This is a genomic window from Chryseobacterium sp. POE27, assembly GCF_039727685.1.
GTDB lineage: Bacteria > Bacteroidota > Bacteroidia > Flavobacteriales > Weeksellaceae > Chryseobacterium.
In genome coordinates this window covers 3377501-3402822 of the sequence record NZ_CP152475.1, presented here as the reverse complement: position 1 = coordinate 3402822, position 25322 = coordinate 3377501, and the positions used below count along the sequence as shown (strand labels likewise).

Sequence of the window (25322 nt, the reverse complement as noted above, 5' to 3'; positions counted from 1 at the left end):
TCCCATTATGCAAAATTTACCCCTTATTTTAAAACCCGGAAAAGTAAAAAACATTGTTTTACTGATAATCAGTATAGGCTTTGTCATTTTAGGAATTTCCCTTTTAGACAAAAGTAAACTCATTGCGATTCTGAATATTGTTTTTTTCGGGATGTGCTTTATGGTCTTTCTTCTCAACCTTATTCCCGGTTCGTCTTATATCAAGATCGATGAAAAGGGAATTGAAATGAAAAATCTTTTCAGGATCACTTTTATCCCGTGGCAGGCAGTCAATACCTTTAAAACAAAATGGGTGGTTTTCAACAAGCTTGTGGTTTTTGACCTTAATAAAACTCTGGTAGGTAATAATATGAAGCTACGTCAGGGCGGTTTTCCAGACACTTATGGAATGTCCGCTGCAAAGCTCGCCCAACTTCTGAATGAATACAAATCAAAATTTGACCCTGAAGCATAAATTAAAAACTCCATTGAAAATTACTTCAATGGAGTTGTTGTATTATTTTACCTGCGGACCAACCTTTTCGCCAAAAAGTTCGATTGATTTTCTCATGATATCATCAGCCGGATCTCCGACATCCATATGCCCGATAAATCTTGTAATTCCGAAAATCTCTTTCATGTAAGCTACTTTATCGGCAACTTCATTGGCATTTCCTATGAATAAAGCACCATCCTTGCTCCTTCCCCCTTCATACTGCATTTTGGTATAGGGAGCCCAGCCTCTTGATGACCCGATCCTGTCCATCTGTGATTTATAATTATGGAAATATCCGTCTACAACATTCATATCATCACTTACAAATGTATGTGAGTGAATGGCAATCTGCATTTCAGATTCGGAGTGACCTGCTTTAATATATTCCTGCTTGTAGAAATCTATAAGGCTCTTGAATTGTATTGGCATTCCGCCAATAATCGCTACCACTAATGGCATTCCTAATTTTGCAGCACTCAAAACAGATTGTGGAGTTCCGCCGACTGCTCTCCAGATCGGAAGCTTTCCATCGTTTTTAGCCCTGGGATAAACAGTTTGATTCTGCATCGGAGCACGCAGTTTTCCTGACCAGGAAACGTTTTCTTCCGAATTGATTTTTAACAGCAATTCTAACTTTTCATCAAAAAGTTCTTCGTAATCATTCAGAGAGTATCCGTAAAGAGGAAAGGATTCAATAAAACTTCCGCGACCTACGAAAATTTCTGCGCGGCCATCTGAAATTAAATCCAGTGTTGAGAAATCTTCATAAACTTTTACGGGTTCAGATGAACTTAGAACTGTTACACCACTTGCCAGCTTTATATTTTGGGTAACACTTGCCGCAGCAGCCAACACCATCTCCGGTGAGGAAACCGCATAGTCGGGACGGTGATGCTCCCCCCATGGCAAAAACGTCAATTCCCACTTCATCCATCAGTTTTACCTGATCAATGATCTCACGGATTTTTACGCCTGCGTCTTTATATTTTCCGGTAGTTTGGTCGAAGCCCAAATCACCGAACATTCCAATTCCTAATTCCATATTGTTGATTTTTATACAACAAAGATAGTTCAGCTAAAAAATTTATGCATTGATGTTTGATAAGAAACAAATGAATGGTGATCGGTACTTTTAATATCCTGAAAACAAAGAAGACAGAAACCTCAACATATGAGGCTCTGTCTTTTATAATTTATTTCAGACCGAAATTATTTTTTCAGATACAGGTCAAAATAATCGGTTACTTTCTGCATCAGATGTACTCTGTCTTTTCCGATCACATTGTGCGGATGTCCCGGATACACGAAATAGTCCAGCTGTACACCATTGTCAACCGCTGATTTGATAAACTTAACCGAATGCTGCCAAACCACGACATCATCCTGCGCACCATGAATCATGAGAAGCTTTCCTTTTAGATTCTGTACTTTATCCAGCAGATTGGCCTTAGCATATCCCTGTGGATTTTCCTGTGGGGTATCCATATATCGTTCCCCGTACATTATTTCGTACATGCTCCAGTCAATTACAGGTCCGCCGGCAACACCTACTTTGAAAACTTCCGGGTGGCGAAGCATGAAACTTGTCGTCATGAAACCTCCGAAGCTCCATCCGTGAATTCCCATTCTTGCTGAATCTACATAAGGAAGTGACTTCAGGTAATCGACACCTTTCATCTGGTCGTTCATCTCAGTAGTTCCCAGATTTCTGAAAACAGCCTGTTCAAACTTTAGTCCACGGTTGGAAGAACCTCTTCCGTCCATCGTGAAAATGATATAGCCATTCTGTGCCATATATTCATACCAGAGATTTCCGGAAGCCGGGAACGAATTGGTCACAAGCTGCAGGTGCGGACCATTGTATAAATAAACAATTACCGGATATTTTTTATTCTGATCAAAATTGGTCGGCAGAATGATCTTTCCGTATAATGGAGTTCCGTCGTCAGCTTTTAAGACTACATTTTGAATTTCCGGTCGCTGATAGTTTCTCAACGGGTTCTCGGCAGTAAAAACAGTTGTGGATTTCAGCGTATTTGTATTGATGATATTGGCTACTCTCGGCGTATTTGCATTCGTATAAATATCGTAGAGATGGTTTCCGTCACTGCTTAAAACACCTGTATGAACTCCTTCAGTATTATCCAGACGCTGCATTTTAAAGTTGACCCAGTTGATTCTGTACAAATGCTTTTCAAGCGGAGTTTCTTTTGTAGAAGTAAAATAAATTTCCTTTTTCTTTTCATTAAAGCCTAAAATATCGGTAACCAGCCAATCTCCCTTCGTGATCTGGGCTATAAGACCTTTTTCCAGACTGTAATGGAACAGGTGATTATAGCCTGTTCGCTGACTTTGCCAGATAAAATCGGTATTAGAATTCGGGAAGAAGGTAAGCGGATGTTGTGGTTCAACATATTTGTCGCTGGTTTCTTCAAAAAGTGTTTTTACTAAATTTCCCGTAACGGCATCGTACTGATCCATTTTCATATGGTTTTGTCCTCTGTTCAGAACGCCTACAAAAATGTATTTAGAGTCCGGGCTCCAGGTCACTGCCGTCAGGTATTGGCCTTTCTCCCCTTCTATATTAAGGAATGTAGTGGATTGTGTTCTGATATTAAAAACACCCAACGTTACCTGATGAGAAGTTTGCCCCGCCATCGGGTATTTGATATTGTGGTTCACCGCCGGTGTTACCGACCAGTCGATGATCGGGTAATCGGCCACCATAGTCTGATCCATCCTGTAAAAGGCAACGCTTTCAGAATTCGGGGCCGGGAAAATTCCTGTATCGATGCCAAATTCGTTTCGGTGTACGTTGGATGCTCCGTTCAGAATATTTTCATCAGTATCATTCGTTACGGCGATTGTTTTACCGTTTTTATTAACGAATAAATTATTTTTTACCGTAAAAGCAAAAGTTTCATTATCCCCGAAAAGTTTCAGATCGGATGCATTCTGATCTATTTCAATCTGATTTTTTATTTTCCAGTCATTTCCGGATTTTTCAACCCAGATCATCTTTCCTTCTTTATTGAAATACCCTTTCGAATTGCTGATGAATTTGATCTGCGGAACGGCTTTAAATTTATTGTCTGTAAGAGTTCTGTTCAGTTGTGTTAAAGAAACCAGGGTATCCTGTTTGCTCGTTTTCAGATCTGTAATGAGATAACCTCCTTTCACAGCCTGAATGTAAGATTTTCCGTCTCCGGACCATGAAAACTGGGAAATATTTTTCACCGCAAGATTAGTTCTCAATCCATTTACAGCCTCCGCCATCGTAAATTTCTGAGTCTGGGCAAATGCAGAACTGCCCAAAATCAGCATCAGTAAAGAAAATTTATATAATTTCATTTGATAAAAATTGAATGGCTCAAAAATAAGAAATAAATATCATCTCTTAAGAAATGTTAAAATAAAAGATTTACAAATAAAATGATGGTATCAGATGAAATATTAATTAACTTAATGAAGTAATAATATTACTTAAAAACAACACCAAAATCATTTCTTATCCTACGTCAATGACTTGAGTAGGTTTCCTGATATAAATTTGCATCATTAATAACAATCAAAAAATATAAATACAATGGCAACAAAATGGACATTAGACCCAGCGCATAGTGAACTTACTTTCAAAGTAAAACACATGATGATTTCTAACATTAAAGGAAACTTCACCAATTTTACAGCAGAGATCGATGCTGATGACGATACTTTTGCAAATGCAAAAACTACCGCTACGATTCAGACAGATTCTATCTCTACACACAATACAGACAGAGATAACCATCTTAAGTCTGCAGAATTCTTCAATGCAGAAGTAAATCCTACCATTACTTTTGAATCTTCAGCGTTGAATAACGAAGTAACAGGAAATCTTACCATCAACGGAATTACAAAGCCTGTAACATTAGACGTAGATTTCAACGGAATCAATGTAGACCCATGGGGTAATACAAAAGCAGGTTTTTCTTTTGAAGGAAAAATCAACAGAAAAGATTTCGGGCTAAACTGGAACGCTGCTCTTGAAGCGGGTGGTGTTATGGTAAGCGAAGAAGTGAAAATCGCCGGTGAATTACAGTTTGTAAAACAAGCGTAATTGAAAGGAAGTTTTTGGGGAGTCCCGAAGGGACGACTTATTTTAGAACTGGACGAAAATCCTGTTTAACTTCAACAAAATATAAATTAAAACATAAAGGTTCAGGGAGCAAAAGCCTTGAACCTTTTTAACGAATAGGAGATAAAAAAATGAACCTCAACGATCTTCAAAATATAAGCGATCTTTTCAGTAACACTCCTAAAATGCCGGTGTTGTTTCTGGGACACGGATCACCCATGAACGCTATTGAGGAAAACCAGTTTGTACAGGGATTCCGAAAAGCGGCGTCTGAAATTCCCAAACCTAATGCCATACTTTGTATTTCTGCCCACTGGTTTACAGCCGGAACGAAAGTAACCGCCATGTCAATGCCAAGAACCATTCACGATTTCGGAGGTTTTCCGCAGGCTTTGTTTGATGTACAATATCTTGCTCCCGGATCTCCGGAGCTGGCGAAAGAAACGGCTGAGCTTCTGACTCCCATCCCGGTAGAAGAAGACCATAGCTGGGGCCTGGATCATGGTGCATGGTCGGTGATTAAACATATGTATCCCGAGGCAGATATACCGGTTATTCAGATGAGTATTGATTATTCAAAACCTCCGCAATATCATTTTGATTTAGCTAAAAAGCTAAGCAAACTACGGGAAAAAGGAATTCTGATTATCGGAAGCGGCAATATCGTTCACAATTTAAGACTCATCGACTGGAAAAACATCAATACCGTAGGTGCCGGCTGGGATTGGGCTGTGGAAGCCCGTGAGAAAACCAACAACTGGCTTTTGGATGGGAATTTCAATAATATTATTGAGTATCATAAGCAGGGAACAGCTCTGCAGTATGCTGTACCAAGTCCTGATCATTACCTCCCGCTGATCTACACGCTGGGACTGAAAAACCAGTCGGACGATCTGTCTTTATTTAATGATGAGCTCATCGGCGGCTCACTGAGTATGACGAGCGTAAGGATAGGGTAAGAATATATAAAAAAGAAAATCGGAAGATAAAAATCCTCCGATTAAAGATATATGTAAGTCTTATTTAGATTCTTGTGATACCGACAACGTGTGGCTTACCATCAATTGGCTGATAGATCTCCACAATTGCCTGCCAAATTACTTCTGAAGGCGGCATAGAAGCACTACACTTGTAACGGTAATTAACTCCGTTTACAACCTGTGTTGATACTTCAAGAGGAGTATATACAACTCCTACGAAGCCGTGCATCGCTTCTTCAAATACTTTTTTATCTTCCGGAGTTAATGGGTGAAAAGCTGTCCACCCCCCTACTAGTGCTTGTTCTTGTTCTGTTGACATGATTAATATTTTTATTTGTTTTTCCTACTCTTATGGCCTTTCGGATACGCCCCGTTTGAATGGTTTCTGGTCTCCACAGTTATAGTTTTTTTTACAGTACTGCTCCTGACATTATTGAATTCCAATTCTGTCATGACCAATACATGCATTGTTGTGATCACATGACAAAGCTACTTCAGTTCACAGATATTCTGTAGAGTAGATTTACTCATTTTTTGGAATACGTATAATTACTTATCAATGTACTAATCTACTCCCTTTGTTTCCAGACTTACTTACTTTGAGTATTGTTCTACTTACCTTGGGTATGAGTCTATTGACCTTGGGTATTGCTCTACTTACCTTGAGTATGAGTCTACTGACCTCGGGTATTGCTCTATTTACCTTGGGTAATGCTTTACTTACCTCGGGTATCATTCTACTTACCTTGGGTATGAGTCTACTGACCTCGGGTATTGCTCTACTTACCTCGGGTATCATTCTACTTACCTTGGGTATGAGCCTACTTCACCCTTTGCATAACAGTAACTTTTTTTTATCACTAAAAATTTAGTAATATTGTTTTACCATGAAAAAATCAACCATACTACTCTTACTATTGCTTCCTTTCTGCTTTTCATTTGCCCAAATGATTAAAGGAACTGTTGTGAATGATGCCGGAATGAAAATCGGAAATGTGAATATTTATGTTGACGGAACCAAAACAGGAACGATTTCCCATGAAGACGGAAGCTTTACTTTAGATGTTTCCGGTAAAAATTTGGGAAATGTTATTTTCAGGAAAGAAAATTATGAAACTTTTGCAGCACCGGTTTCGGAAGTTGTAAACAAAACCCTGAAAGTCGTACTTCTCAAAAGCAACGACATCGAAGAAGTGAGAATTGTTCCGTACACGGAAGCAGCGTATAAAAATTATATCAATTATTTTCTGGATCAATTCATCGGGTACGACAAAGAACACGTAAGAATTAAAAATCAAAGATCCCTGAAGTTTTCTTTCGATAGTAAAAATAAAATCCTGAAAGTAAAAGCTCCGAAAACATTAATCATTGAAAATAAAAATCTTGGCTACGAAATAGAATATAATCTTGTGAATTTCTCCGCAGATTTTAATACTAAAATTGTGAACTGTTCAGGAACGAGCCTTTTTAAAGAAACAAAAAACAATAACAAGATCAGACTTAACAGAATGAATGCTTTTGACGGAAGCCTGCTTCATTTTTTCAGAAGTGTTTACAATAATACGGTAAGCACCGACAAGTTTGTGGTGAATCATGTTGTTAAAGTTCCCAATCCGAAATATCCAACGGAAGAAGAATTAAAAACGTTAAAAGACTATATGGAGGTTGTAAGAAGTACAAAAGTGATAACGGTTGCTGACAACATCCGTGATATCGCTGAGAGAAAAAACAGCCAGAAACCCTATGCTCTTGCGATTGTAAAAACATTGATTCCCGATTCTGCCTATGTAAAAAGAAATAATGAAGAAGTTCTTTTTTTCTTTTGAAGATATGCTACAGGTAAATTATCAGAAATATTACTATGAGCTTAAAGGGAATGATTTTGTTAAAAGTAAAATTCCTGTGGTTCAGTCTTCATTTCTTCATCCTGAGGGGGGAAACTTTTGAAGTATCAAAAGACGGTAATATTACAAATCCTGATCTGCTGATCACCGAAGGAGAATTTGCAAAAAATAAAATTGAAAATATGCTTCCCTTGGATTATCAGCTGGGAGATTAATCTTAATACTACCGCCTTTTTTTATCTTTAATTACTGCACAGCCTGCAGTACATTGATATTACCATATCCGTAACTTGAATTCGGAGTCGGATAATAGGTTGCCGATTGTCTCATTTTATTCAGCACCTGATCTCTCGTCCATGATGGATTTTTAGCCCATACCAATGCTGCAATTCCCGCAGTAGAAGCGGTAGCAACGGAAGAACCACCGACGTAATCGGTCTGCCCATTGTAGTAACTCAATACAGGAATGCTGTTTCCTGAAGCCCTTTCCATCTGGTATGTAAAATCAATCTCGTCACCGGAATGACAGACATCACATTTCTGATTGGAAGTATTTTCCTTTACTCCTGTGATAGCCTGTGTTTCGGACATCCACGCAGGAAAAATTACCCCTACAAAGTTCGTAAAGCTGGTAGAAGTTCCGCCTGCACAAAAGATCAGTTTACCTTTTGAATGTGCATATTTTACACCGTCTTCAATTTTTCCGACCGAGAAGATATGTCCCATTGACATGGAAATGATCTTTACATTATTGTTGTTCCCTAATTCGGTGAAGGCAATTTTTACTCCGTTTTGTTCATGATAACCGTCCAGAACTACATTAGAAGCCGCTCTATAGGTTACAAGATTGGCATTATAAGCAACCCCGACCGGTTGTCCCATATTATTTCTTGGAGCTGCCATTGCGGAAGCCATGCTCGTACCGTGGCCGCATTGATCCGCAGGGCCATCATATCCAGAACTCCAAGGCCATACAGAATCTACAAACACTCCGTTTTTACTGATGCTTCTACCTGAAGAAAGTCCGTTGTTGAAAGATGATCCCAATAAAGACTGCTCCGGGGAAACTCCGCTGTCGATCACACCAATAGTGATTCCCGCGCCGGTACTGTAGCTCCATGCATTGATGATATTGTGTTTTGTAAATGACCACGGTGCCTTTGCATTGGGAGAAACGGTTGTATAATCTGATGCGCTTAATGCAGTAGATTCAAATCCGCAGCCTGATGAAGAACTGCTTGATTTCGCTGCATTGCCGAATTGTTTTTCATTTTCAAAATATCGGTAATCTGCAGGTTCTACGTAACGGATATTTTTCATTTTGCGTAAGGCGATCACTGTTTCCTGCTTTTCGATCGCAACATCCATCTGGTTGAGATACTGGTCAGATGAAAGGAGAATCCTGTCACTTTTCCCTTCATACTGCTCAATTACTTTCAGGATTTCCGCTTCGATTGCTTTGCTGTCAGAAGTCAAACTTCTATCGAAAGACGAGCCAAAACCGATAGAAGCAATTTTGTTTCCCTGAAAAATAGCGCTCCATACGAAATGATCGGATGATTCCTTCCATGAAAATCTTCCTTTGGTTTTGGTGATTTCGTTAATTTTCTCGTTGATCTGCCTGGCCGTTAAAGGATCTTTCTGAGTGATTTCAATGTTTGCCGCAGAATTCTGCAGATCGTCTCTGTTACATGCCGTAAAAACAAAGAACAGCATGAATAAGTAAAATACATTTTTCTTCATGTTAAAATAATATTTGATTGGTAAAACCAAGATATCACTTTACATTGAATTACAGAACGTTGAACATTAAATTATGCCTATTTATTGTTATGCTTTAAATAATATCAAACAAAATATACGCTATCATCCGCGGACTCTGCAAATAAGAAAGGCTTTCATTTCTGGAAGCCTTTTTATCTATTGGATTAATTTACCACGAATTTCCTTTCATTAATCAATTCTGCGATGGCCAGCATATCTTCACCGATCAGCCGGTCGTCTTCAAGTTTGGCAACCTTTGAGCGGAGAATTGCATAATTTTCTTCAATAATTTTAGAACATTTTGCAGGTCTTCTGAATTCCAACCCCTGTGCCGCAAACATCAGTTCAACGGCTAAAATATTCACTAAATTTCCCAAAACCTGATTAAACTTACGTCCCGAAATACTTCCCATGGAAACATGGTCTTCCTGTCCAAGACTGGTCGGGATAGAATCTGCAGAAGCCGGGAAACACAACGTTTTATTCTCAGTAACCAACGCTGCTGAAGTATATTGAGGAATCATAAACCCTGAATTCAATCCTGAACTTTCCGTCAACAATCTTGGTAATCCGTATTTCCCTTCCAATAATAAATAACTTCTTCTATCTGAAATATTGCCAAGCTCAGCAGCAGCCAGCGTTGCATAATCCAACGGCATGGCCATCAGCTGTCCATGGAAATTCCCTCCTGAGATCGATTCTTCAGCGCTTAAAACAATCGGGTTGTCTGTAACTGAATTCAATTCTGTTTCGGCCATCATCTTAAGATGTTCAAAAGCATTTCTGCTTGCTCCGTGAACCTGAGGGACACATCGCATAGAATACGGATCCTGAACTCTCTCACAATCTTCGTGAGCCTGCAGGTTTTCCGAGCCTTTTAAAAACTTCAGCATTCTCGCAGCTACTTTTTTTACTTCCTTCAAAAGGTCTTATCTCGTGAAGTTCTTTTTTAAACGGACTTGCAGAACCCCTGTACGCTTCAAGGCTCATTGCTGCGGTCATATCTGCAAGATCAAGTAAATATTCAAATTTCTCTAGGCCTTTAATAGCGTGAGACAAAATAAACTGGGTTCCGTTAATCAGCCCAAGTCCTTCTTTAGGGCCCAATGACAATGGTAAAAGATCGTTTTTATCTAATATTTCAGCCGTATTGAAAATTTCATTTCCAACCCATACTTTTCCTAATCCTAAAAGTGGCAGCACCAAATGTGCCAGCGGTGCCAGATCTCCTGAAGCTCCTACAGATCCCTGCTCAGGAACAACGGGAATAATATCTTTTTCCAGCATGAGAATCATCCTTTCGATGACCTCAAGAGAAACTCCCGAAAAACCTTTCGACAGCGCATGAACCTTCGCGATTATCATGATCTTAGACAATTCTTTATCAATGGGCTTTCCAACGCCTACTGCATGGGAAATAATCAGGTTATACTGCAAAAGTGCAGTTTCATCCGCTGAAATTTTTGTATCACAAAGAGGGCCAAATCCTGTGTTGATCCCATAAACACAACGGTCTGACTCTACAATTTTCTGAACATTCTTTTGTGATTTTAAAATCTGTTCTTTGGCTACTTTATTAAGTTTAGCTTTATTGGGAGTTTTACAGATCTCCAGAACATCATGGAAACTCAAAACATCTACACCGTATATCATTCTCTAAATTTTGTCCTAAAATTACACATTTGGCGATAATTGCGAAAACTAATTTTCCATGATGAAAATTTTCTGAAAACAAGCAGATTAATTTCCTATTTTTACCGCCGAAATAAAAAATTAATATCCTTATGAAACTAAAAACTTTGATGCTTGCATTAGTTCTCGCAAGTACTGCTTCTTTCGCACAGAAAGTAAAATATTCCAAAGAAGAAATCAAAAAGATGGAACAATATCTTTTCAACGAAGGGTTCAATACACCATCTCCTAAAAAGACATCTACTGTTATTCTGAAAGACGGTAGCGTTCACAAAGGTTTTTGCAGTAAAACAGATACCAAAAAAGGACAGATCTTTGAAGTTTCCCTTAAAGACAGCATTACAAAAAAAGAGCCAGATTTTTGAAGCAGACCAGATCGCTGAAATGTACATTTACCCAAGTAACGCTGAGAAAATGGCAAAAGTGGCAAAATACATGGGCAACATCAGAAATTACAGCACAAGAAAATTAACCAAAACAACCAACAACGACAGAATCTACTTTGTAAATCAAACCGTTTCGTTGAAAAATAAAAAAGACGAGAAAGAATTCTTAATGCAGGTTATAAATCCCGGATTTGATGATATTATTTCCGTTTATCATGATCCAAGAGCAAAAGAAACAGGGGGTGTTTCATTTGGTTATGGCCCACAGCTTGGAGGTGGTGTGATCAAATCCTTTTATGTAAAAAAAGGTGATAAAGTGCTATGGCTCCACAAAGATGATTTTGAAGACAATTATGACTTTCTTTTCGGCGACAATGCAGAATTCATGAAAAAATATCCTAAAAAATCTGTGGAATGGGATTACTTCAGCTTTCTGGTAAATGAGTACACTGAAATGAGCAACGGATAAAACCGTAAGAAAAATTATACAATAAAAGGCTGCCTGTAAATCGGGCAGCCTTTTGTATGAAAAAAATAATTTAAGTTAATACTAAATCCTACACTCGATTATTATTTGTTAAGTCATTTTTAATCTTAAAAACTAAAATAGATGAAATCTCTTAACCAATCGCGAATTTATATCGTAACTTTATGATATGAAAGAGCATATTGTGAGAGGTTTCAGGTTTGAAACATACAAAGCACCGGAACTATCCGTTTTCGACCGATTGCTGGAGGTTTTTACAGATCTGCTGACTCATACCTCAGGGGATTTTGATGAAGCGATTGACTGGCTCCGAATACTGGATGAAGAATATCAGCTTACTACACCGGATTATACGATCGATGATTTTATTGAAGATCTTAGAAAGAAGGGATACATCCGTGAAGAAGTTGATCCTAATGGCAACGGAAATGGCATAAGGCTAAGTTCGAAAATGGAGCAGAATATCCGCAAACAGGCTCTCAATCAAATCTTCGGAAATCTTGGAAAAAGCGGGAACGGAAATCATAAAACCAAAAAAAGCGGAGCAGGAGAAGATACGACCGGAGAATTCCGCAATTATAATTTCGGAGATCCTGTAGAGAAGATTTCCATTACTGAAAGTTTAAAAAACGCACAGATCAATAACGGAATCGGAGATTTTCATCTTACAGAAAATGATCTGATTGTGGAAGACAGTATTCATCAGTCTCAGATGAGTACAGTGCTGATGATCGATATCAGCCATAGCATGATTCTGTATGGAGAAGACCGCATAACACCTGCCAAAAAAAGTAGCGATGGCTCTCGCGGAACTCATTACAACGCGTTATCCGAAAGACACGTTAGATATTATTGTTTTTGGAGATGATGCGTGGCCGGTAAAAATCAAGGAACTTCCTTATTTACAGGTAGGACCTTATCACACAAATACAGTGGCCGGACTTCAGCTGGCGATGGACATTTTGCGTAGAAAAAGGAACACCAATAAACAGATCTTTATGATCACCGACGGAAAACCAAGTTGTGTGCGTGAGCCTGACGGCACTTACTATATGAATTCTTATGGACTGGATGAATATGTGGTGCAGAAATGCTATAATATGGCTGCTCAGGCGCGCAGGCTGCATATTCCCATCACTACTTTTATGATTGCCCAGGATCCTTATTTACAGCATTTTGTAAGTGAATTTACCGAAGCTAATCAAGGGAAGGCATTTTATACAGGGCTCAACGGTTTAGGACAGATGATTTTTGAAGATTATGAATCCAACCGTAAGAAAAAAATACGTTAACTATTATTGATTTCTTTAAACATTAATCAAATATTATAAATCATATTAATTACAATGACTGCAAAGCCAGATATAAAAACACTAGGTTCGCTGAAAGCATCAGGATACAAAACCAAAAGCATTAAAGACGAGCTGAGAGATAATTTAAGAACTAAAATAAAAAATAAAGAATCGGTATTTGAGGGAATTTTCGGATATGAAAATACAGTGATTCCTCAATTGGAACATGCTATTCTCAGCCGTCACAATATTAACTTACTAGGTTTAAGAGGACAGGCAAAAACCCGACTGGCAAGAATGATGACGAATCTGCTGGATGAGTGGATTCCGTTTGTAGGAGGAAGTGAAATCAATGATGATCCTCTTAATCCTATTTCACGTTATGCAAAAGAGCTGATTGAAGCAGAAAGTGACAATACGCCGATAGAATGGCTTCACCGTGATGAACGGTTTTTTGAAAAACTGGCGACTCCGGATGTGACAGTTGCCGATCTCATCGGTGATGTTGACCCTATCAAAGCTGCCAATCTCAAACTTTCGTATGCAGATGACCGTGTAATTCATTTCGGAATGATTCCGCGTGCGAACCGCAGTATTTTTGTGATTAATGAATTGCCGGATCTTCAGGCGAGAATTCAGGTTTCTTTGTTTAATATTTTACAGGAAGGGGATGTTCAGATCCGTGGGTTCAAGGTGAGAATGCCGCTGGATATCCAGTTTATTTTTACTGCCAACCCCGAAGATTATACCAACAGAGGAAGCATCGTTACTCCATTGAAAGACCGTATAGGATCACAGATTTTGACCCATTATCCGGAAAATATTCATATTGCAAAAGAAATCACCAATTATGAATCCAGTTTAGACAGCCGTCAGAAAAACGGAGTATATGTTCCTGCACTGGCAAAAGACCTTCTCGAGCAGATCGGTTTTGAAGCCCGTGAAAGCGAATATGTAGATTCTAAAAGCGGGGTGAGCGCGCGTATGAGCATTACTGCTTTTGAAAATTTACTGAGTACAGCAGAACGCAGATCTCTGTTAACGGGTGATGAAAAAACTTCTGTTCGATTAAGTGATTTTGCCGGAGTTATTCCTGCGATTACCGGAAAGGTTGAGTTAGTCTATGAAGGTGAACAGGAAGGCGCAGAAGCTGTTGCCCAGCTTTTAATTGATAATGCAATCAGAACTTTATTTACTTCTCATTTCCCGAAAGTTGAAAAACTTGAAAAAAAGAATGCAGACGGCCCATTTAGCAAGATTACAGACTGGTTTTTGGAAGACGATGGTTTCCTGGAAATTACTGATGAATCTGCAGATGAAATGTATGCTAAAAGTTTAAATAAAATCAGTTCGCTCAATGAATTGATAGAAAAATACCAGCCGGATACAAAGCCAGAAGACCTATTGTTTTTGAAAGAATTTATCCTTTGGGGACTGGCAGTCAACAAAAAATTGAATAAAGAAAGGTTCAGGACAGGAATTTTCTTCTCGTAATTTTATTTGAAGCTTTTCCTGCTTTCCGCAGCCTAATCTATTAAATGAGCTCAGACAATTGCTGCAATCAGGGTAAGGGTTTAGTCATTAATTTAAATATTCAAAGAATTTAACAAAGTTAGATCATTATAGCAATAATAAATCAAGAGTAATTTTCAAAGTAAAATTCAAAACATAAAAAAAGATATGGAAAGCAATTCCACATCTTTTTTATTACCTATAACCGATTCATTATCAAACCTGAATAACTCCCAAATTAAATTTCTCTGTAATCGGAGAATGATTTGCGGCTTCAATTCCCATAGAAATCCATTTTCTGGTATCTACCGGATTAATGATGGCATCTGTCCAAAGTCTTGCAGCTGCATATGTAGCTTCTGTCTGTTTTTTATACTTTTCTGAAATTGAATCTAAAATTTCTTTATGTTCTTTTTCAGTAATTTCTTTCCCCTGCTTTTTCAACGTAGATTCCTGAATCTGCGCCAACACTTTTGCCGCCTGCGCGCCACCCATTACCGCAAGATCTGCCCATGGCCACGAAACAATCAGACGTGGATCATAAGCCTTTCCGCACATCGCATAATTTCCGGCACCATAGGAATTTCCGGTAATGATCGTGAATTTCGGAACCACAGAATTGGAAACGGCATTCACCATTTTTGCTCCGTCTTTAATGATTCCGCCATGTTCAGATTTCGACCCCACCATAAAACCCGTAACATCCTGCAAGAAAACCAAAGGAATTTTTCGCTGATTACAGTTGGCAATAAATCTTGTCGCCTTATCCGCAGAATCAGAATAAATTACACCTCCGAACTGCATTTCACCTTTCCCGTTTTTTACCAGTTTTCTTTGATTGGCGACAATTCCTACGGACCAGCCGTCGATTCTTGCGGTAGCGCAGATAATACTTTTGCCGTAATCAGGCTTATATTCTTCGTATTCAGAATGATCAACTAAACATTTGATAATATCATATGTATCATATTGATCTGCTCGCGAAACAGGCATGATTCCGAAAATATTTTCAGGTTTTTCTTTCGGTTGAGCACTTTCTATTCTGTCGAAGCCTGCTTTTTCAGTACTTCCGAGCGACTTCATTATATTTTTGATTCTGTTTAAAGCATCCTTATCATCCTTAGCTTTATAATCCGTCACCCCGGAAATCGAACAGTGTGTGGTTGCTCCGCCCAGCGTTTCATTATCAATAGTTTCTCCAATAGCAGCTTTCACAAGATAACTTCCTGCGAGAAAAATAGATCCCGTTCCCTCAACAATCATTGCTTCATCGCTCATGATCGGAAGATAAGCTCCGCCAGCAACACAACTTCCCATCACAGCTGAAATCTGGATAATTCCGGCAGCACTCATTTTAGCATTATTTCTGAAAATCCTTCCGAACATCTCTTTGTCCGGAAAAATTTCATCCTGCATTGGCAAATAAACACCTGCAGAATCTACAAGATATATAATCGGAAGTCTGTTTTCCATGGCAATTTCCTGTGCTCTGAGATTTTTCTTTCCGGTAATCGGAAACCAGGCCCCGGCTTTTACGGAAGCGTCATTGGCAACAATGATACACTGTCTTCCTGAAACATATCCCATAACCACTACAACACCGCCGCTTGGACAGCCGCCATGCTCTTCGTACATTTCGTATCCGGCAAAAGCACCTATCTCTATGGAATCTGAATCTTTGTCGAGAAGATATTCAATTCTTTCTCTTGCCGTCATTTTTCCTTCATCACGAAGTTTTTGAAGTCTTTTTTTCACCACCTCCTTTTTTGATTTCTGAAAACAGTCGATTGATTTCTGATAATTTTAATCTGTTCTGATCTTCTCTTTTGTTGAATTCAATGTCCATAAAAATTTCAATTTTTTCCGTTTAAAGATACTATTTTTGAATGGAATGAAAATTGATGTAAACAATTGTTTAATAAATTGGTTTTCAGAAATTTATGAAATATTTAACAAAATAAATATTTTTTATGGTTCGTAATTTGCTAACTTTACAATAGAGTAAGTGAGAGTGAAATCTCATACTTATTCTAGTTCCTAGTTTATTTTTTTAATAGTTTATTATTTGAAGGCCCTGAAAGTTGAATAAATTTTCAGGGTTTTTGTATTTATATAGTAATAATGCGCTGACAAATTAAATTTCTCAAAAAAAAACAATTGCTTTATTATAAATTATTATCCAACTTGTAAAACCTATTTGTAAATTTGCAAAAATATTTTTAAGAAGATAGGATATGCATAAATTGGCTCTTTTCAGATTGCATTTGATTGTGTTTTTATGGGGATTTACGGCAATTTTGGGAAAACTGATTCATGCGAACGCAGAAATTCTCGTTTTTTACCGAATGTTATTTGCGGCGATATGTCTTTTTGTGTACATCCGTATTTTCAAAAAAAGAAAGTATTAAGGTTTCAAAGAAAGTATTTTTTCAGTTGGCCGCAATTGGATTTTCCATGGCGCTGCACTGGTATTGCTTCTTTCATTCCATTAAGATATCAAATGTTTCGATTGCACTTAGTTGCCTTTCATTATCAACATTATTTGCTTCGATTCTGGAACCTTTGATTTTTAAAAGAAAGATTGATATTTCGGAAGTCGTGATGGGGGTTGTGATTGTCGCCTGTATATTATTGATATTTAAAACTGAATTTCAATATAAAGAAGGAATCTTTTATGGTGTTCTATGTGCCGTTTTCGGAACTATATTTTCTGTTTTCAATGGAAAAATGTTTGGAAAGACCAGTTCAGGAAACATTATTTTTTATGAAATATTCTCCGGATGGTTTATAATTATGGTGATTTATCTGTTTACAGGACAATTTTTTCACTTAAATGAAATAAGTTACCGTGATATTGCGTTAATATGCTTGTTAGCAAGTGTTTTCACAGCTTTTCCGATGCTGGAATCGGTGAATCTCATGAAATATATTTCGCCTTTTACACTAATTTTAACAGTTAATTTAGAACCGGTTTACGGAATTATACTAGCTTTTTTTATCTTTGGAGAATCAGAACATATGAGTCCTGTTTTTTATGTGGCTTCAGGAGTTATGATACTGGCAATCATTGCCAACGGATTAATAAAAGCTAAGAAACAAAAAACTTTAAATTAAGCATCAATTTATATGATGAAAAAATATTTTTTACTTGTATTTTGTCTGACTTTCGGGATATCTCAATCCCAGATCATCAGGAAATATTCTAATGAATTTTTGAATATCGGAGCAGGAGCGCGAGGTTTAGCAATGGGAGGAGCTGTAGTTTCCAACCAGGATGACGTCTATTCCCCAATGTGGAATCCGGCAGGCCTTATGGCTATCGAAAGAGACTGGCAGGGCGCAGCAATGCACGCAGAATACTTTGAATCCATCGCCAAATATGATTACTTAGCGTATGCTAAAGTCTTGGAAACTGGTGTTTTTGGAGTATCTGTGGTAAGATTGGGAGTTGACAATATCTTAAACACAACGCAATTAATTGATACGGAAGGAAATATTGATTACGACAAAATCACGAAATTCTCTCAGTCAGATTACGCAGCAATTCTATCTTATGCCTTTAATCCCGGAGGAAATACGAAACTGGATGTGGGTATTAATGCCAAAATTGTTTACAGAAATGTCGGGAAATTTGCCAACGGCTATGGTTTTGGTTTTGATATCGGTGCGATCTATAAAATGGACAACGGTTGGAAATTAGGCGGTATGCTGAGAGATGCCACTACTACAGTGAACTTCTGGAGTGTCAATCAGAAAGAGCTTTCAACAATTGTAAACGGGGAAGAATTCAACCCTGCGCCAAAAGATAAAATGGAGCTTACGATGCCTAAATTAAATGTAGGCGCAAGTAAATTGTTTGAAATCAACAGTAGCGTATATGTATTGCCTGAAGCTGGAATCAACGTAGATTTTGCTAAAACAGCAGCTTTGGTTTCCACAGATTTCGCAAGTCTAACGCCTTATGCCGGAGCGGAATTGGGCTATCAGAAAATGATTTTTGTGAGATTGGGTGTCAACAGGTTCCAGTCCATTACTGACATTGAAGACCTTAGGAGAAAAGTTTCTTTCCAACCAAGTGCCGGAATCGGGATCAAATACAGAGGTCTCACGTTGGATTATGCGATTACCAACTCCGGAATCGGCGGATCCAATTTCTATTCCAACTTTTTTTCCCTGAAACTGGATATGGGGCAATTTAGAAATGATTAATTTAATTAAAAATGAAAAAACTTACACTTGTTATACTAACAGCCTGCTCAATGCTAGCTTTCGGACAAAAGGTTTCCGATTATAAATACATCTCACTTCCCGTGAAATTTGAAACTTTTAAGGAAGATTTCGGATTAGCTGATTTGCTGACCAAAATTTTAAGAAGTAAGAATTATACCGTAATCCCATCCGACAAATTACAGTGGCCGTCGGAAGCACAGGCTAATCCCTGCAATGTTTTAATGGCTGATGTAGTAAATGACAGTGGCTTTTTGAGAAATAAAGTATTGCTCCAGTTCAAAGACTGTAATAGCAAAGTAATATCGTCAGCGAAAGGAGCTTCCAATATAAAAGATTTCAAGGAAGGTTATCAGGATGCGTTGAAGCAGACTTTTGTATCGGTTTCTCCCGCTAATCCGGTAAACAATCAGACTGTCGCTCAGACAGGCGTTCAGGAAACGGCGGTTTCGGCTCAGCCTTCTTCAGCAGTAACCGATAACTCTGCTGTACGATTTAGTAATGGTAAAATTGATCTTCAGAAAGTTCAGATTGATAATACTCAATTTATTTTAGTGAATTCAGGTAGCTCCTCACCATTCGCTACTTTTAAAACAACAACAAAAAGTGATGTTTTCAGAGTGAAATTGCAAAACGGAGAATCTACTTTGGGCTATTATGAGAACGGAAATATTGTGATCGAAATTCCACAGTCGAACGGAGAGTATATTAAGGAAGTTATTATGAAAAAATAGTTGAAGAAATTTACCTTAATAACCAATAATGCGTAAGATTAATTTAAATAACCATGAAAAAAATTTATAGTACATTATTGATAGCGCTTTCATTGTATTCATATGCTCAAACCATGAATACACAATTGAACGAAATTAATTATGGCTCGGGAAGTTCTCCATATAATTTAATAAAACTTAATGATCTTATTATCTTTGCAGCATCCAAAAATACTGATCAAGGATTGGAACCGTGGGTTTATAATCATACCACACAAAAATCTATATTACTAAAAGATATTTTTGCCGGACAAAATAGTGGAATACCGCCTAATTCGATATTTGTAAAATTAAATAACAAAGTATATTTTCTGGCGCAGCAAAATTATTCAGGATTTCAGATCTGGGAAACAGACGGGACACCAACAGGAACAGTGAAAAAACAGGATATTAACTCTAATTATTCAATTGAAGAGTTTGTAGTTGTTGGGAACAAAATTTTCTATTATCAAAATAAAGAATTGTGGTCGTTCGATACAATTTCAAACAATTTATCTTTATTAAAAACATTTGAGTATTCGGGAAATATGAAATTATATTCCCACAATAATCAATTAATTTTTGCGGCTAATGATGGGATTTCTGGCAAGGAAGTTTGGAAGTCGGACGGTACTGCAATTGGAACTTCACTGATAAAAGATATTGCACCGAATAATGGCGGCAGCATTTCAAACGATTTTAAAATTTTAACGCTAAATAATGGAAAGTTTTATTTCATCGCAAATACAGGTACGGCATATCATCTTTATGAAAGCGATGGTACCACAGCCGGTACAAATCCTTTAGTGCCTCTTCAAAATGTAGGTCAATTGGAAGGTGCTTCAGCAGGAGATTATTTTGTATTTATAGGATTTGATGCTTCCAACGGGGGTTCTGAGCCATGGATCTCTGATGGAACAGTTGGGGGAACCAAAATTTTAAAAGATATTTATCCTGGAACCACAAGTTCTATGGGACTGAATCAGAAGTTTTTGAAAGTTGGCAACAAAATTTACTTTGACAGTAGCGCAAACGGAATAAATCCGGGTTACGGCAACTATATCTGGCAAACAGATGGTACTGAAGCCGGAACAGTCTTATTTAATACACCTACCAATAATGTATTGCATGGCACAAGCTCGGATGGACAATATTTAATTCTTACAAAACCCAATGAATGGAACCGCTTCTGGATAACAAATGGAAATTCTGCCCAAACATTTGAAATGACAGCACTTGGCATGACAGCAGCTAATGGCGTCGTGGATTTTGATTCAAAAGTATATCTTGCAGGAACTTCTCCTAAGCATGGAATGGAATTATACTCTCTGAATCCCCTTACACAGGAGACTACTTTGATTTCAGATATCAGTACATTTGAAAGCAGCTCGCCACATTCCTACGAATTACTGAATGATGATTTAATTTTTATTGCAGCAGACAGAGAATTCAATAACCAATTTTATAAGAGAAATAAAAATACCCAGCAGATCACAAGGCTTACGAACTTTAGCAATGGATCTTTTGGTTCAGGAATGTATACGGATTTTAATGATAGCCTCTTTAAAGTCGGAAACTTTCTTTACACCAAAAATAATACACCCAATCCGGTCAGCGGATTTTACAGGACAGACGGAACTCCTGCAAATTCTGTGGGCATATCTACAGGAAACACCGTTATTTATGATAATTCTTTCTTCGTTAATCTTAATGATAATAGTTTATTGTTTTCGGGATATAACAATGTGTTAGGAACAGAGCTTTGGAAGATCGACAACAATGCCAATACAGCAGTTTTAGTAAAAGATATTTCAACAGAAAGTATGGGTAGTATGTACAACACAGACCCAAAAACGACTGTCTTAAACGGATATGCTTATTTTGTTGCAAAGGAAAACGGTAAATTGGGAATTTGGAAATCTGACGGAACTGAAGCGAATACAACAAAAACAATTCAAGTTAATTTTCAGGATGGGACAGATGGAAATATTAAAGTTGTAGGAAGTTTAAATAACAAATTATTTTATTCAACGAGGAAAGAAGGATACTCAAATACCTCGAATACGGAACTTTTTGCTTCCAACGGCGATTTGGCTTCCTCTGTTTTATTAAGATCTCACAGCAATTTGTATGGCTCGGCAAATATTAATAGTGATACGGAAATCCTTGATAATAAATTGTTTTATGCCGTTAAAGGATATCCTTCAGGACTGTATTCTACTGATGGAACGGTTGCCGGAACAACGGAAATTTCGCAAATTAATCTTTTAGGAGAAATTAAGTTTAAAAAATGTGGAAATCAATTATTTTTCACAAATAACAATTCAACGGAATTATTGAAAACTGACGGTACGACAGCAGGAACTATCAGTTTAGGAGCAAATTTCGCTGCAATAAAAGATATGACTTGCGTTAATAATTATTTGTATTTTCTTAATGGTGATTCCCAAAAAGTTTGGAGAAGCAATGGTACTATGGCAGGCACAGCGTTTTTGGATATTTTTATTACTAATGATGATAACCAATTATTGCCGAATGAAAATATTCTGAAGATGGCTACAGATAATGAAAAATTATTTTTGACCATTTATACAAAAGATCATGGAAATGAATTATATACAGTTACGGACACGCTTCCTTTTTTTCTGGCAGTACATGATACAGCGGCAAATATAAAGACTGTAGGTCCAAATGTTCAATTATATCCTAACCCTGTTATAGATGAATTTTCATTAAAAATACAGAACGATTATAAAATTGAAAGTCTTAAAATCTTTGATACTTCAGGAAAGTTAGTGAAAAATATTCCAAACTTGACCGGAAGAGTAAACATCTCTGAATTGTCAGCCGGAATATATTTCTTAAAAATAAAAACAAACAAAGGAGAATTTTTAAGTAAAATTTTAAAAAAATAAATTCGTTAAAAGAAAGGCTCTTAAAAAAGGAGTCTTTCTTATTTTAATTATTATTAAAAAACTCCCAAACAATCTTCGCCTTACTTTTCCCTAGAATCTCCTCCAGTGTTTCAAGGCTAGATTCTTTAATTCTTTTTACAGATTTTAATTTAGATAAAAGCAGTTCAATCGTCTTACCCCCAACACCAGGAATTTCCTCAAGCTCAGATTTTATGGTTGAATTTTTTCTTCTCGTTCTGTGATGTTTTACCCCAAATCGGTGGGCTTCATCCCTAACCCTTTGCAGAATTTTCAGTGTTTCAGATTTTTTATCAAGATATAAAGGAATAGAATCTTCAGGAAAGAAAATCTCTTCCAATCTCTTGGCAATTCCCACAATAGTAATTTTACCGTATAGACCCAGCAAACGTAAACTTTTTACGGCTGAAGAAAGCTGTCCTTTTCCACCATCAATAAGAATCAGCTGGGGTAAATTTTCACCTTCATCCAAAAGCCTTTTGTAACGGCGATAGATCACTTCTTCCATAGTAGCAAAGTCGTTCGCTCCTTCCACGGTTTTAGGGTGAAAGATTCTGTAATCGGCCTTACTGGGCTTTCCGTCTTTGAAAACAACGCATGCGGAAACGGGATTCGTACCCTGAATATTCGAGTTATCAAAGCCTTCAATATGACGCGGCTCAACAGGCATTCTAAGCAGTTTCTGCATTTCTGCCATTATTCGGTTCGTATGCCTTTCCGGGTCTATGATCTGCACCTGCTTTAATTTTTCAAGACGATATTCTTTCGCATTTTTTTCGGAAAGTTCAACAATACGCTTTTTATCTCCCACTTTAGGAACAATAAGTTTTACGTTGGGGATTTCAATGGGCAAATGGAATGGTAGCAGCACTTCCTTTGAATTTGAATCAAACTTTTGCCGGATCTCAATTAAAGCCTGCTCCATGATTTCTTCATCCGTTTCCTCAAGGACTTTTTTAATCTCAGTGGTAAAACTCTGAATGATATTTCCGTTTCTGATCTTAAAAAAGTTGACATAAGCAGCCGTCTCGTCGCTCGTCATTCCGAAAACATCAACATCATCAATGCTCGGATTTACAACCGTATTCTTTGCTTGATAATCTTCAAGAGCATCCAGCCGTTCCTTTACAATTTGTGCATTTTCAAACTGCAGATTCGTTGCATATTTCATCATCTGGTTCATCAGATAATCTTTTGCTTTTCGGAAATCTCCTTTTATAATTCCACGGATAGCATCGATCTTCTCGTCATAATCTCCTTTACTTTCTAAGCCTTCACAGGGGCCTTCGCAATTTTTAATATGATATTCCAGACAGACTTTATATTTTCCTTCTTCGATTTTGGAGGGAGCCAGATTCAGATTACAGGTTCTAAGCTTGTATATATGTTTTATAGTATCCAGCAGGATCTTAGCCGGGCGTACTTTAGCATAAGGGCCATAATATTCCGATCCGTCCCTTATTTTTGTCCTTGTTAGAAAGATTCTCGGAAAATCTTCATTCTTTATACAGATCCATGGATAGGTTTTGTCATCCTTCAGCATTACATTATAAAAAGGCTGATGTTCTTTGATCAGATTATTTTCCAGTAGTAGAGCATCATACTCACTATTTACAATGGTCGTTTCCAGACGCTGAATTTTTCCTACCATTATTCTGGTTCTGTAGCCAGAAAGATTTCTATTAAAATAAGAAAGGACTCTTTTCTTAAGATTTTTTGCCTTGCCCACATATAACAGCTGATCTTTTTTATCATAATAGCGATAAACACCGGGTTCAGATGGTAAAGTTTTGAGCTGTAATTCTAAAGAAGGATTCATATAACAAAATTACGGAATTTAAAGCCATAAAAAAAGACATAAAATTATTACGGATTAGAATTTATATTAAACAAAATGATTCTAAATCAAATTAGAAATATCTATTATCTAGAATTATTTTATTATACTTCATTCATTTTTAATTAGCAGTATATCTTTAATTTTTTTCAGGAGCTTACTCTCGCTATCCGCTTATACTCCTCACGCCGATGTTTTCCGACACATAACCCAACGGTCTTCGGTACCCGTTGCGGGGTAACCGCTTCTATCGAGGCTAGGGTGGCAGTCCGTAACTATAAATATTGATTTCCTTAAGAAAAACAATCAGCTTCTTAGGCGCTGACCATTTCATTCAGCAAATAAATCTGACATTTTTCTGTAGCTTTTTTCGCTTATAGCTATAGTTTAGTTTATTCAACTATCATCTTTGGTTCAGTTCAGGATCGTTTTATTCAGATTCGCATTATGTGTTAGCAGAATAAAGGGAGTAGAGCGCGTTAAGATGCAGAATGTAGAGGTGTGAGGTTGAAGATGATGGAATATAGGGAATACAGGATTGGGGGTATCGGGGTGTGGGAGTCTTGTTCTAAAATAGGAGAAGGCTTTTTGGGTATGATATTTTAGAGTATGGTAAAAACAAAAAAAGTCTCACAGAGTATTCTGTGAGACTTTAAATAAAAACTGGCGGCGACCTACTCTCCCGCTTTCGCAGTACCATCGGCGCTGGTGGGCTTAACTTCTGTGTTCGGAATGGGAACAGGTGAGCCCCACCGCTAAAACCACCCTAAATAAGGTTTAATGTAACAATGTATTTAGTATAACAGTGTAACAATACAGTAAAAGATACTCATTGGTACATTGATAAAATGGTACATTGGTAAATTATATTTATCGGTAAATTTCATCACAAAGGCAAAACCAATTTTGCACTTATAAGGCTTGTTGTTGGCGCTTGGCTTTTAGCTAATAGCTATCGGCCAGTTGCCATAAGCAACACTTATAGGCTATAAATCTACGGGTAATTAGTACTACTCGGCTATGA

At 37.5% G+C, this 25322-nt stretch carries 16 protein-coding genes, 2 rRNA genes and 4 pseudogenes (1 of these 22 cut by a window edge); 13 read left to right on the top strand and 9 right to left on the bottom strand.

Features of this window, described 5'->3' with window-relative positions; all coding sequences use genetic code 11:
* Window positions 1-7 precede the first annotated feature (7 nt).
* A complete protein-coding gene (locus tag AAHI02_RS16200) occupies window positions 8-454 on the top strand; it encodes an STM3941 family protein (protein ID WP_346984120.1) in 447 nt (148 codons plus the stop codon).
* 42 nt (window positions 455-496) lie between these two features.
* Here AAHI02_RS16200 and AAHI02_RS16195 read toward each other — a convergent pair whose 3' ends face one another.
* Both AAHI02_RS16195 and AAHI02_RS16190 read right to left on the bottom strand, forming a co-directional pair.
* Window positions 497-1405: an LLM class flavin-dependent oxidoreductase gene (locus AAHI02_RS16195; protein WP_346984119.1), complete on the bottom strand. Its 909-nt coding sequence runs from the start codon at window positions 1403-1405 to the stop codon at window positions 497-499.
* A 279-nt stretch (window positions 1406-1684) separates the two neighbouring features.
* Complete coding sequence (locus AAHI02_RS16190; protein WP_346984118.1) at window positions 1685-3826, bottom strand: DPP IV N-terminal domain-containing protein; 2142 nt, start codon at window positions 3824-3826, stop codon at window positions 1685-1687.
* Window positions 3827-4061: 235 nt separating this feature from the next.
* On the opposite strand from AAHI02_RS16190, the gene AAHI02_RS16185 reads away from it, so the two are divergent.
* Both AAHI02_RS16185 and ygiD read left to right on the top strand, forming a co-directional pair.
* Window positions 4062-4574, top strand: coding sequence for a YceI family protein (locus AAHI02_RS16185; protein WP_042722281.1), 513 nt, complete (start codon window positions 4062-4064; stop codon window positions 4572-4574).
* A gap of 149 nt (window positions 4575-4723) precedes the next feature.
* A complete protein-coding gene (ygiD, locus tag AAHI02_RS16180; RefSeq protein ID WP_346984117.1) occupies window positions 4724-5551 on the top strand; it encodes a 4,5-DOPA dioxygenase extradiol in 828 nt (275 codons plus the stop codon).
* 64 nt (window positions 5552-5615) lie between these two features.
* On the opposite strand, the gene AAHI02_RS16175 is transcribed toward ygiD, so the two are convergent.
* Window positions 5616-5891 (bottom strand): hypothetical protein, encoded by a 276-nt coding sequence (locus tag AAHI02_RS16175; protein WP_346984116.1) that lies wholly within the window; start codon window positions 5889-5891, stop codon window positions 5616-5618.
* 568 nt (window positions 5892-6459) lie between these two features.
* On the opposite strand from AAHI02_RS16175, the gene AAHI02_RS16170 reads away from it, so the two are divergent.
* Window positions 6460-7398, top strand: coding sequence for a hypothetical protein (locus tag AAHI02_RS16170; RefSeq protein ID WP_346984115.1), 939 nt, complete (start codon window positions 6460-6462; stop codon window positions 7396-7398).
* Between the two features lie 35 nt (window positions 7399-7433).
* The gene (locus AAHI02_RS16165; RefSeq protein WP_346984114.1) at window positions 7434-7631 is read left to right on the top strand and encodes a hypothetical protein; all 198 of its coding nucleotides are present in this window, start codon (window positions 7434-7436) and stop codon (window positions 7629-7631) included.
* Window positions 7632-7662: 31 nt separating this feature from the next.
* Here the strand turns inward: AAHI02_RS16165 and AAHI02_RS16160 are convergent, their stop codons facing one another.
* Window positions 7663-9159, bottom strand: coding sequence for a S8/S53 family peptidase (locus tag AAHI02_RS16160; protein ID WP_346984113.1), 1497 nt, complete (start codon window positions 9157-9159; stop codon window positions 7663-7665).
* A 185-nt stretch (window positions 9160-9344) separates the two neighbouring features.
* A pseudogene (gene hutH / locus AAHI02_RS16155) lies at window positions 9345-10833 on the bottom strand (histidine ammonia-lyase).
* Window positions 10834-10964: 131 nt separating this feature from the next.
* On the opposite strand from hutH, the gene AAHI02_RS16150 reads away from it, so the two are divergent.
* From AAHI02_RS16150 to AAHI02_RS16135, 4 genes and pseudogenes are all read left to right on the top strand, one after another.
* Window positions 10965-11237 carry a hypothetical protein gene (locus AAHI02_RS16150; RefSeq protein WP_346984112.1) on the top strand — a complete coding sequence of 91 codons (273 nt, stop codon included), beginning with the start codon at window positions 10965-10967 and terminating at the stop codon, window positions 11235-11237.
* Window positions 11188-11727, top strand: a complete 540-nt coding sequence (locus AAHI02_RS16145; RefSeq protein ID WP_346984111.1) for a hypothetical protein — start codon at window positions 11188-11190, stop codon at window positions 11725-11727. Before AAHI02_RS16150 ends, AAHI02_RS16145 begins: the two co-directional genes overlap by 50 nt.
* Window positions 11728-11914: 187 nt before the next feature.
* Window positions 11915-13037, top strand: a pseudogene (locus tag AAHI02_RS16140) (VWA domain-containing protein).
* 54 nt (window positions 13038-13091) lie between these two features.
* Window positions 13092-14531, top strand: coding sequence for an AAA family ATPase (locus tag AAHI02_RS16135; RefSeq protein WP_346984110.1), 1440 nt, complete (start codon window positions 13092-13094; stop codon window positions 14529-14531).
* A gap of 234 nt (window positions 14532-14765) precedes the next feature.
* On the opposite strand, the pseudogene AAHI02_RS16130 reads toward AAHI02_RS16135, so the two are convergent.
* A pseudogene (locus AAHI02_RS16130) lies at window positions 14766-16395 on the bottom strand (carboxyl transferase domain-containing protein).
* 388 nt (window positions 16396-16783) lie between these two features.
* Between AAHI02_RS16130 and AAHI02_RS16125 the strand changes: the two are divergent.
* The 4 genes and pseudogenes from AAHI02_RS16125 (at window position 16784) to AAHI02_RS16110 (ending at window position 22443) form a co-directional block, all read left to right on the top strand.
* Window positions 16784-17663, top strand: a pseudogene (locus AAHI02_RS16125) (DMT family transporter).
* 12 nt (window positions 17664-17675) lie between these two features.
* A complete protein-coding gene (locus AAHI02_RS16120) occupies window positions 17676-18758 on the top strand; it encodes a PorV/PorQ family protein (RefSeq protein ID WP_346984109.1) in 1083 nt (360 codons plus the stop codon).
* Window positions 18759-18769: 11 nt separating this feature from the next.
* Window positions 18770-19510 carry a hypothetical protein gene (locus tag AAHI02_RS16115; protein WP_346984108.1) on the top strand — a complete coding sequence of 247 codons (741 nt, stop codon included), beginning with the start codon at window positions 18770-18772 and terminating at the stop codon, window positions 19508-19510.
* 53 nt (window positions 19511-19563) lie between these two features.
* Complete coding sequence (locus AAHI02_RS16110; protein WP_346984107.1) at window positions 19564-22443, top strand: T9SS type A sorting domain-containing protein; 2880 nt, start codon at window positions 19564-19566, stop codon at window positions 22441-22443.
* Window positions 22444-22486: 43 nt separating this feature from the next.
* Here the strand turns inward: AAHI02_RS16110 and uvrC are convergent, their stop codons facing one another.
* From uvrC to AAHI02_RS16095, 3 genes are all read right to left on the bottom strand, one after another.
* Window positions 22487-24280, bottom strand: a complete 1794-nt coding sequence (gene uvrC / locus AAHI02_RS16105) for an excinuclease ABC subunit UvrC (protein WP_346984106.1) — start codon at window positions 24278-24280, stop codon at window positions 22487-22489.
* 679 nt (window positions 24281-24959) lie between these two features.
* A 5S ribosomal RNA gene (rrf, locus tag AAHI02_RS16100) occupies window positions 24960-25067 on the bottom strand.
* Window positions 25068-25282: 215 nt separating this feature from the next.
* Window positions 25283-25322 (bottom strand): 23S ribosomal RNA (locus tag AAHI02_RS16095); it runs 2716 nt beyond the window's last position.

Bases quoted from the DNA above. Each gene is read 5' to 3' on its own strand.
- AAHI02_RS16115 (WP_346984108.1), top strand. From the start codon at position 18,770: ATGAAAAAACTTACACTTGTTATACTAACAGCCTGCTCAATGCTAGCT.
- AAHI02_RS16135 (WP_346984110.1), top strand. From the start codon at position 13,092: ATGACTGCAAAGCCAGATATAAAAACACTAGGTTCGCTGAAAGCATCA.
- AAHI02_RS16120 (WP_346984109.1), top strand. From the start codon at position 17,676: ATGATGAAAAAATATTTTTTACTTGTATTTTGTCTGACTTTCGGGATA.
- AAHI02_RS16150 (WP_346984112.1), top strand. From the start codon at position 10,965: ATGAAACTAAAAACTTTGATGCTTGCATTAGTTCTCGCAAGTACTGCT.
- uvrC (WP_346984106.1), bottom strand. From the start codon at position 24,280: ATGAATCCTTCTTTAGAATTACAGCTCAAAACTTTACCATCTGAACCC.
- AAHI02_RS16170 (WP_346984115.1), top strand. From the start codon at position 6,460: ATGAAAAAATCAACCATACTACTCTTACTATTGCTTCCTTTCTGCTTT.
- AAHI02_RS16160 (WP_346984113.1), bottom strand. From the start codon at position 9,159: ATGAAGAAAAATGTATTTTACTTATTCATGCTGTTCTTTGTTTTTACG.
- AAHI02_RS16185 (WP_042722281.1), top strand. From the start codon at position 4,062: ATGGCAACAAAATGGACATTAGACCCAGCGCATAGTGAACTTACTTTC.
- AAHI02_RS16165 (WP_346984114.1), top strand. From the start codon at position 7,434: ATGAGCTTAAAGGGAATGATTTTGTTAAAAGTAAAATTCCTGTGGTTC.
- AAHI02_RS16195 (WP_346984119.1), bottom strand. From the start codon at position 1,405: ATGAAGTGGGAATTGACGTTTTTGCCATGGGGGGAGCATCACCGTCCC.
- ygiD (WP_346984117.1), top strand. From the start codon at position 4,724: ATGAACCTCAACGATCTTCAAAATATAAGCGATCTTTTCAGTAACACT.
- AAHI02_RS16200 (WP_346984120.1), top strand. From the start codon at position 8: ATGCAAAATTTACCCCTTATTTTAAAACCCGGAAAAGTAAAAAACATT.
- AAHI02_RS16190 (WP_346984118.1), bottom strand. From the start codon at position 3,826: ATGAAATTATATAAATTTTCTTTACTGATGCTGATTTTGGGCAGTTCT.
- AAHI02_RS16175 (WP_346984116.1), bottom strand. From the start codon at position 5,891: ATGTCAACAGAACAAGAACAAGCACTAGTAGGGGGGTGGACAGCTTTT.
- AAHI02_RS16110 (WP_346984107.1), top strand. From the start codon at position 19,564: ATGAAAAAAATTTATAGTACATTATTGATAGCGCTTTCATTGTATTCA.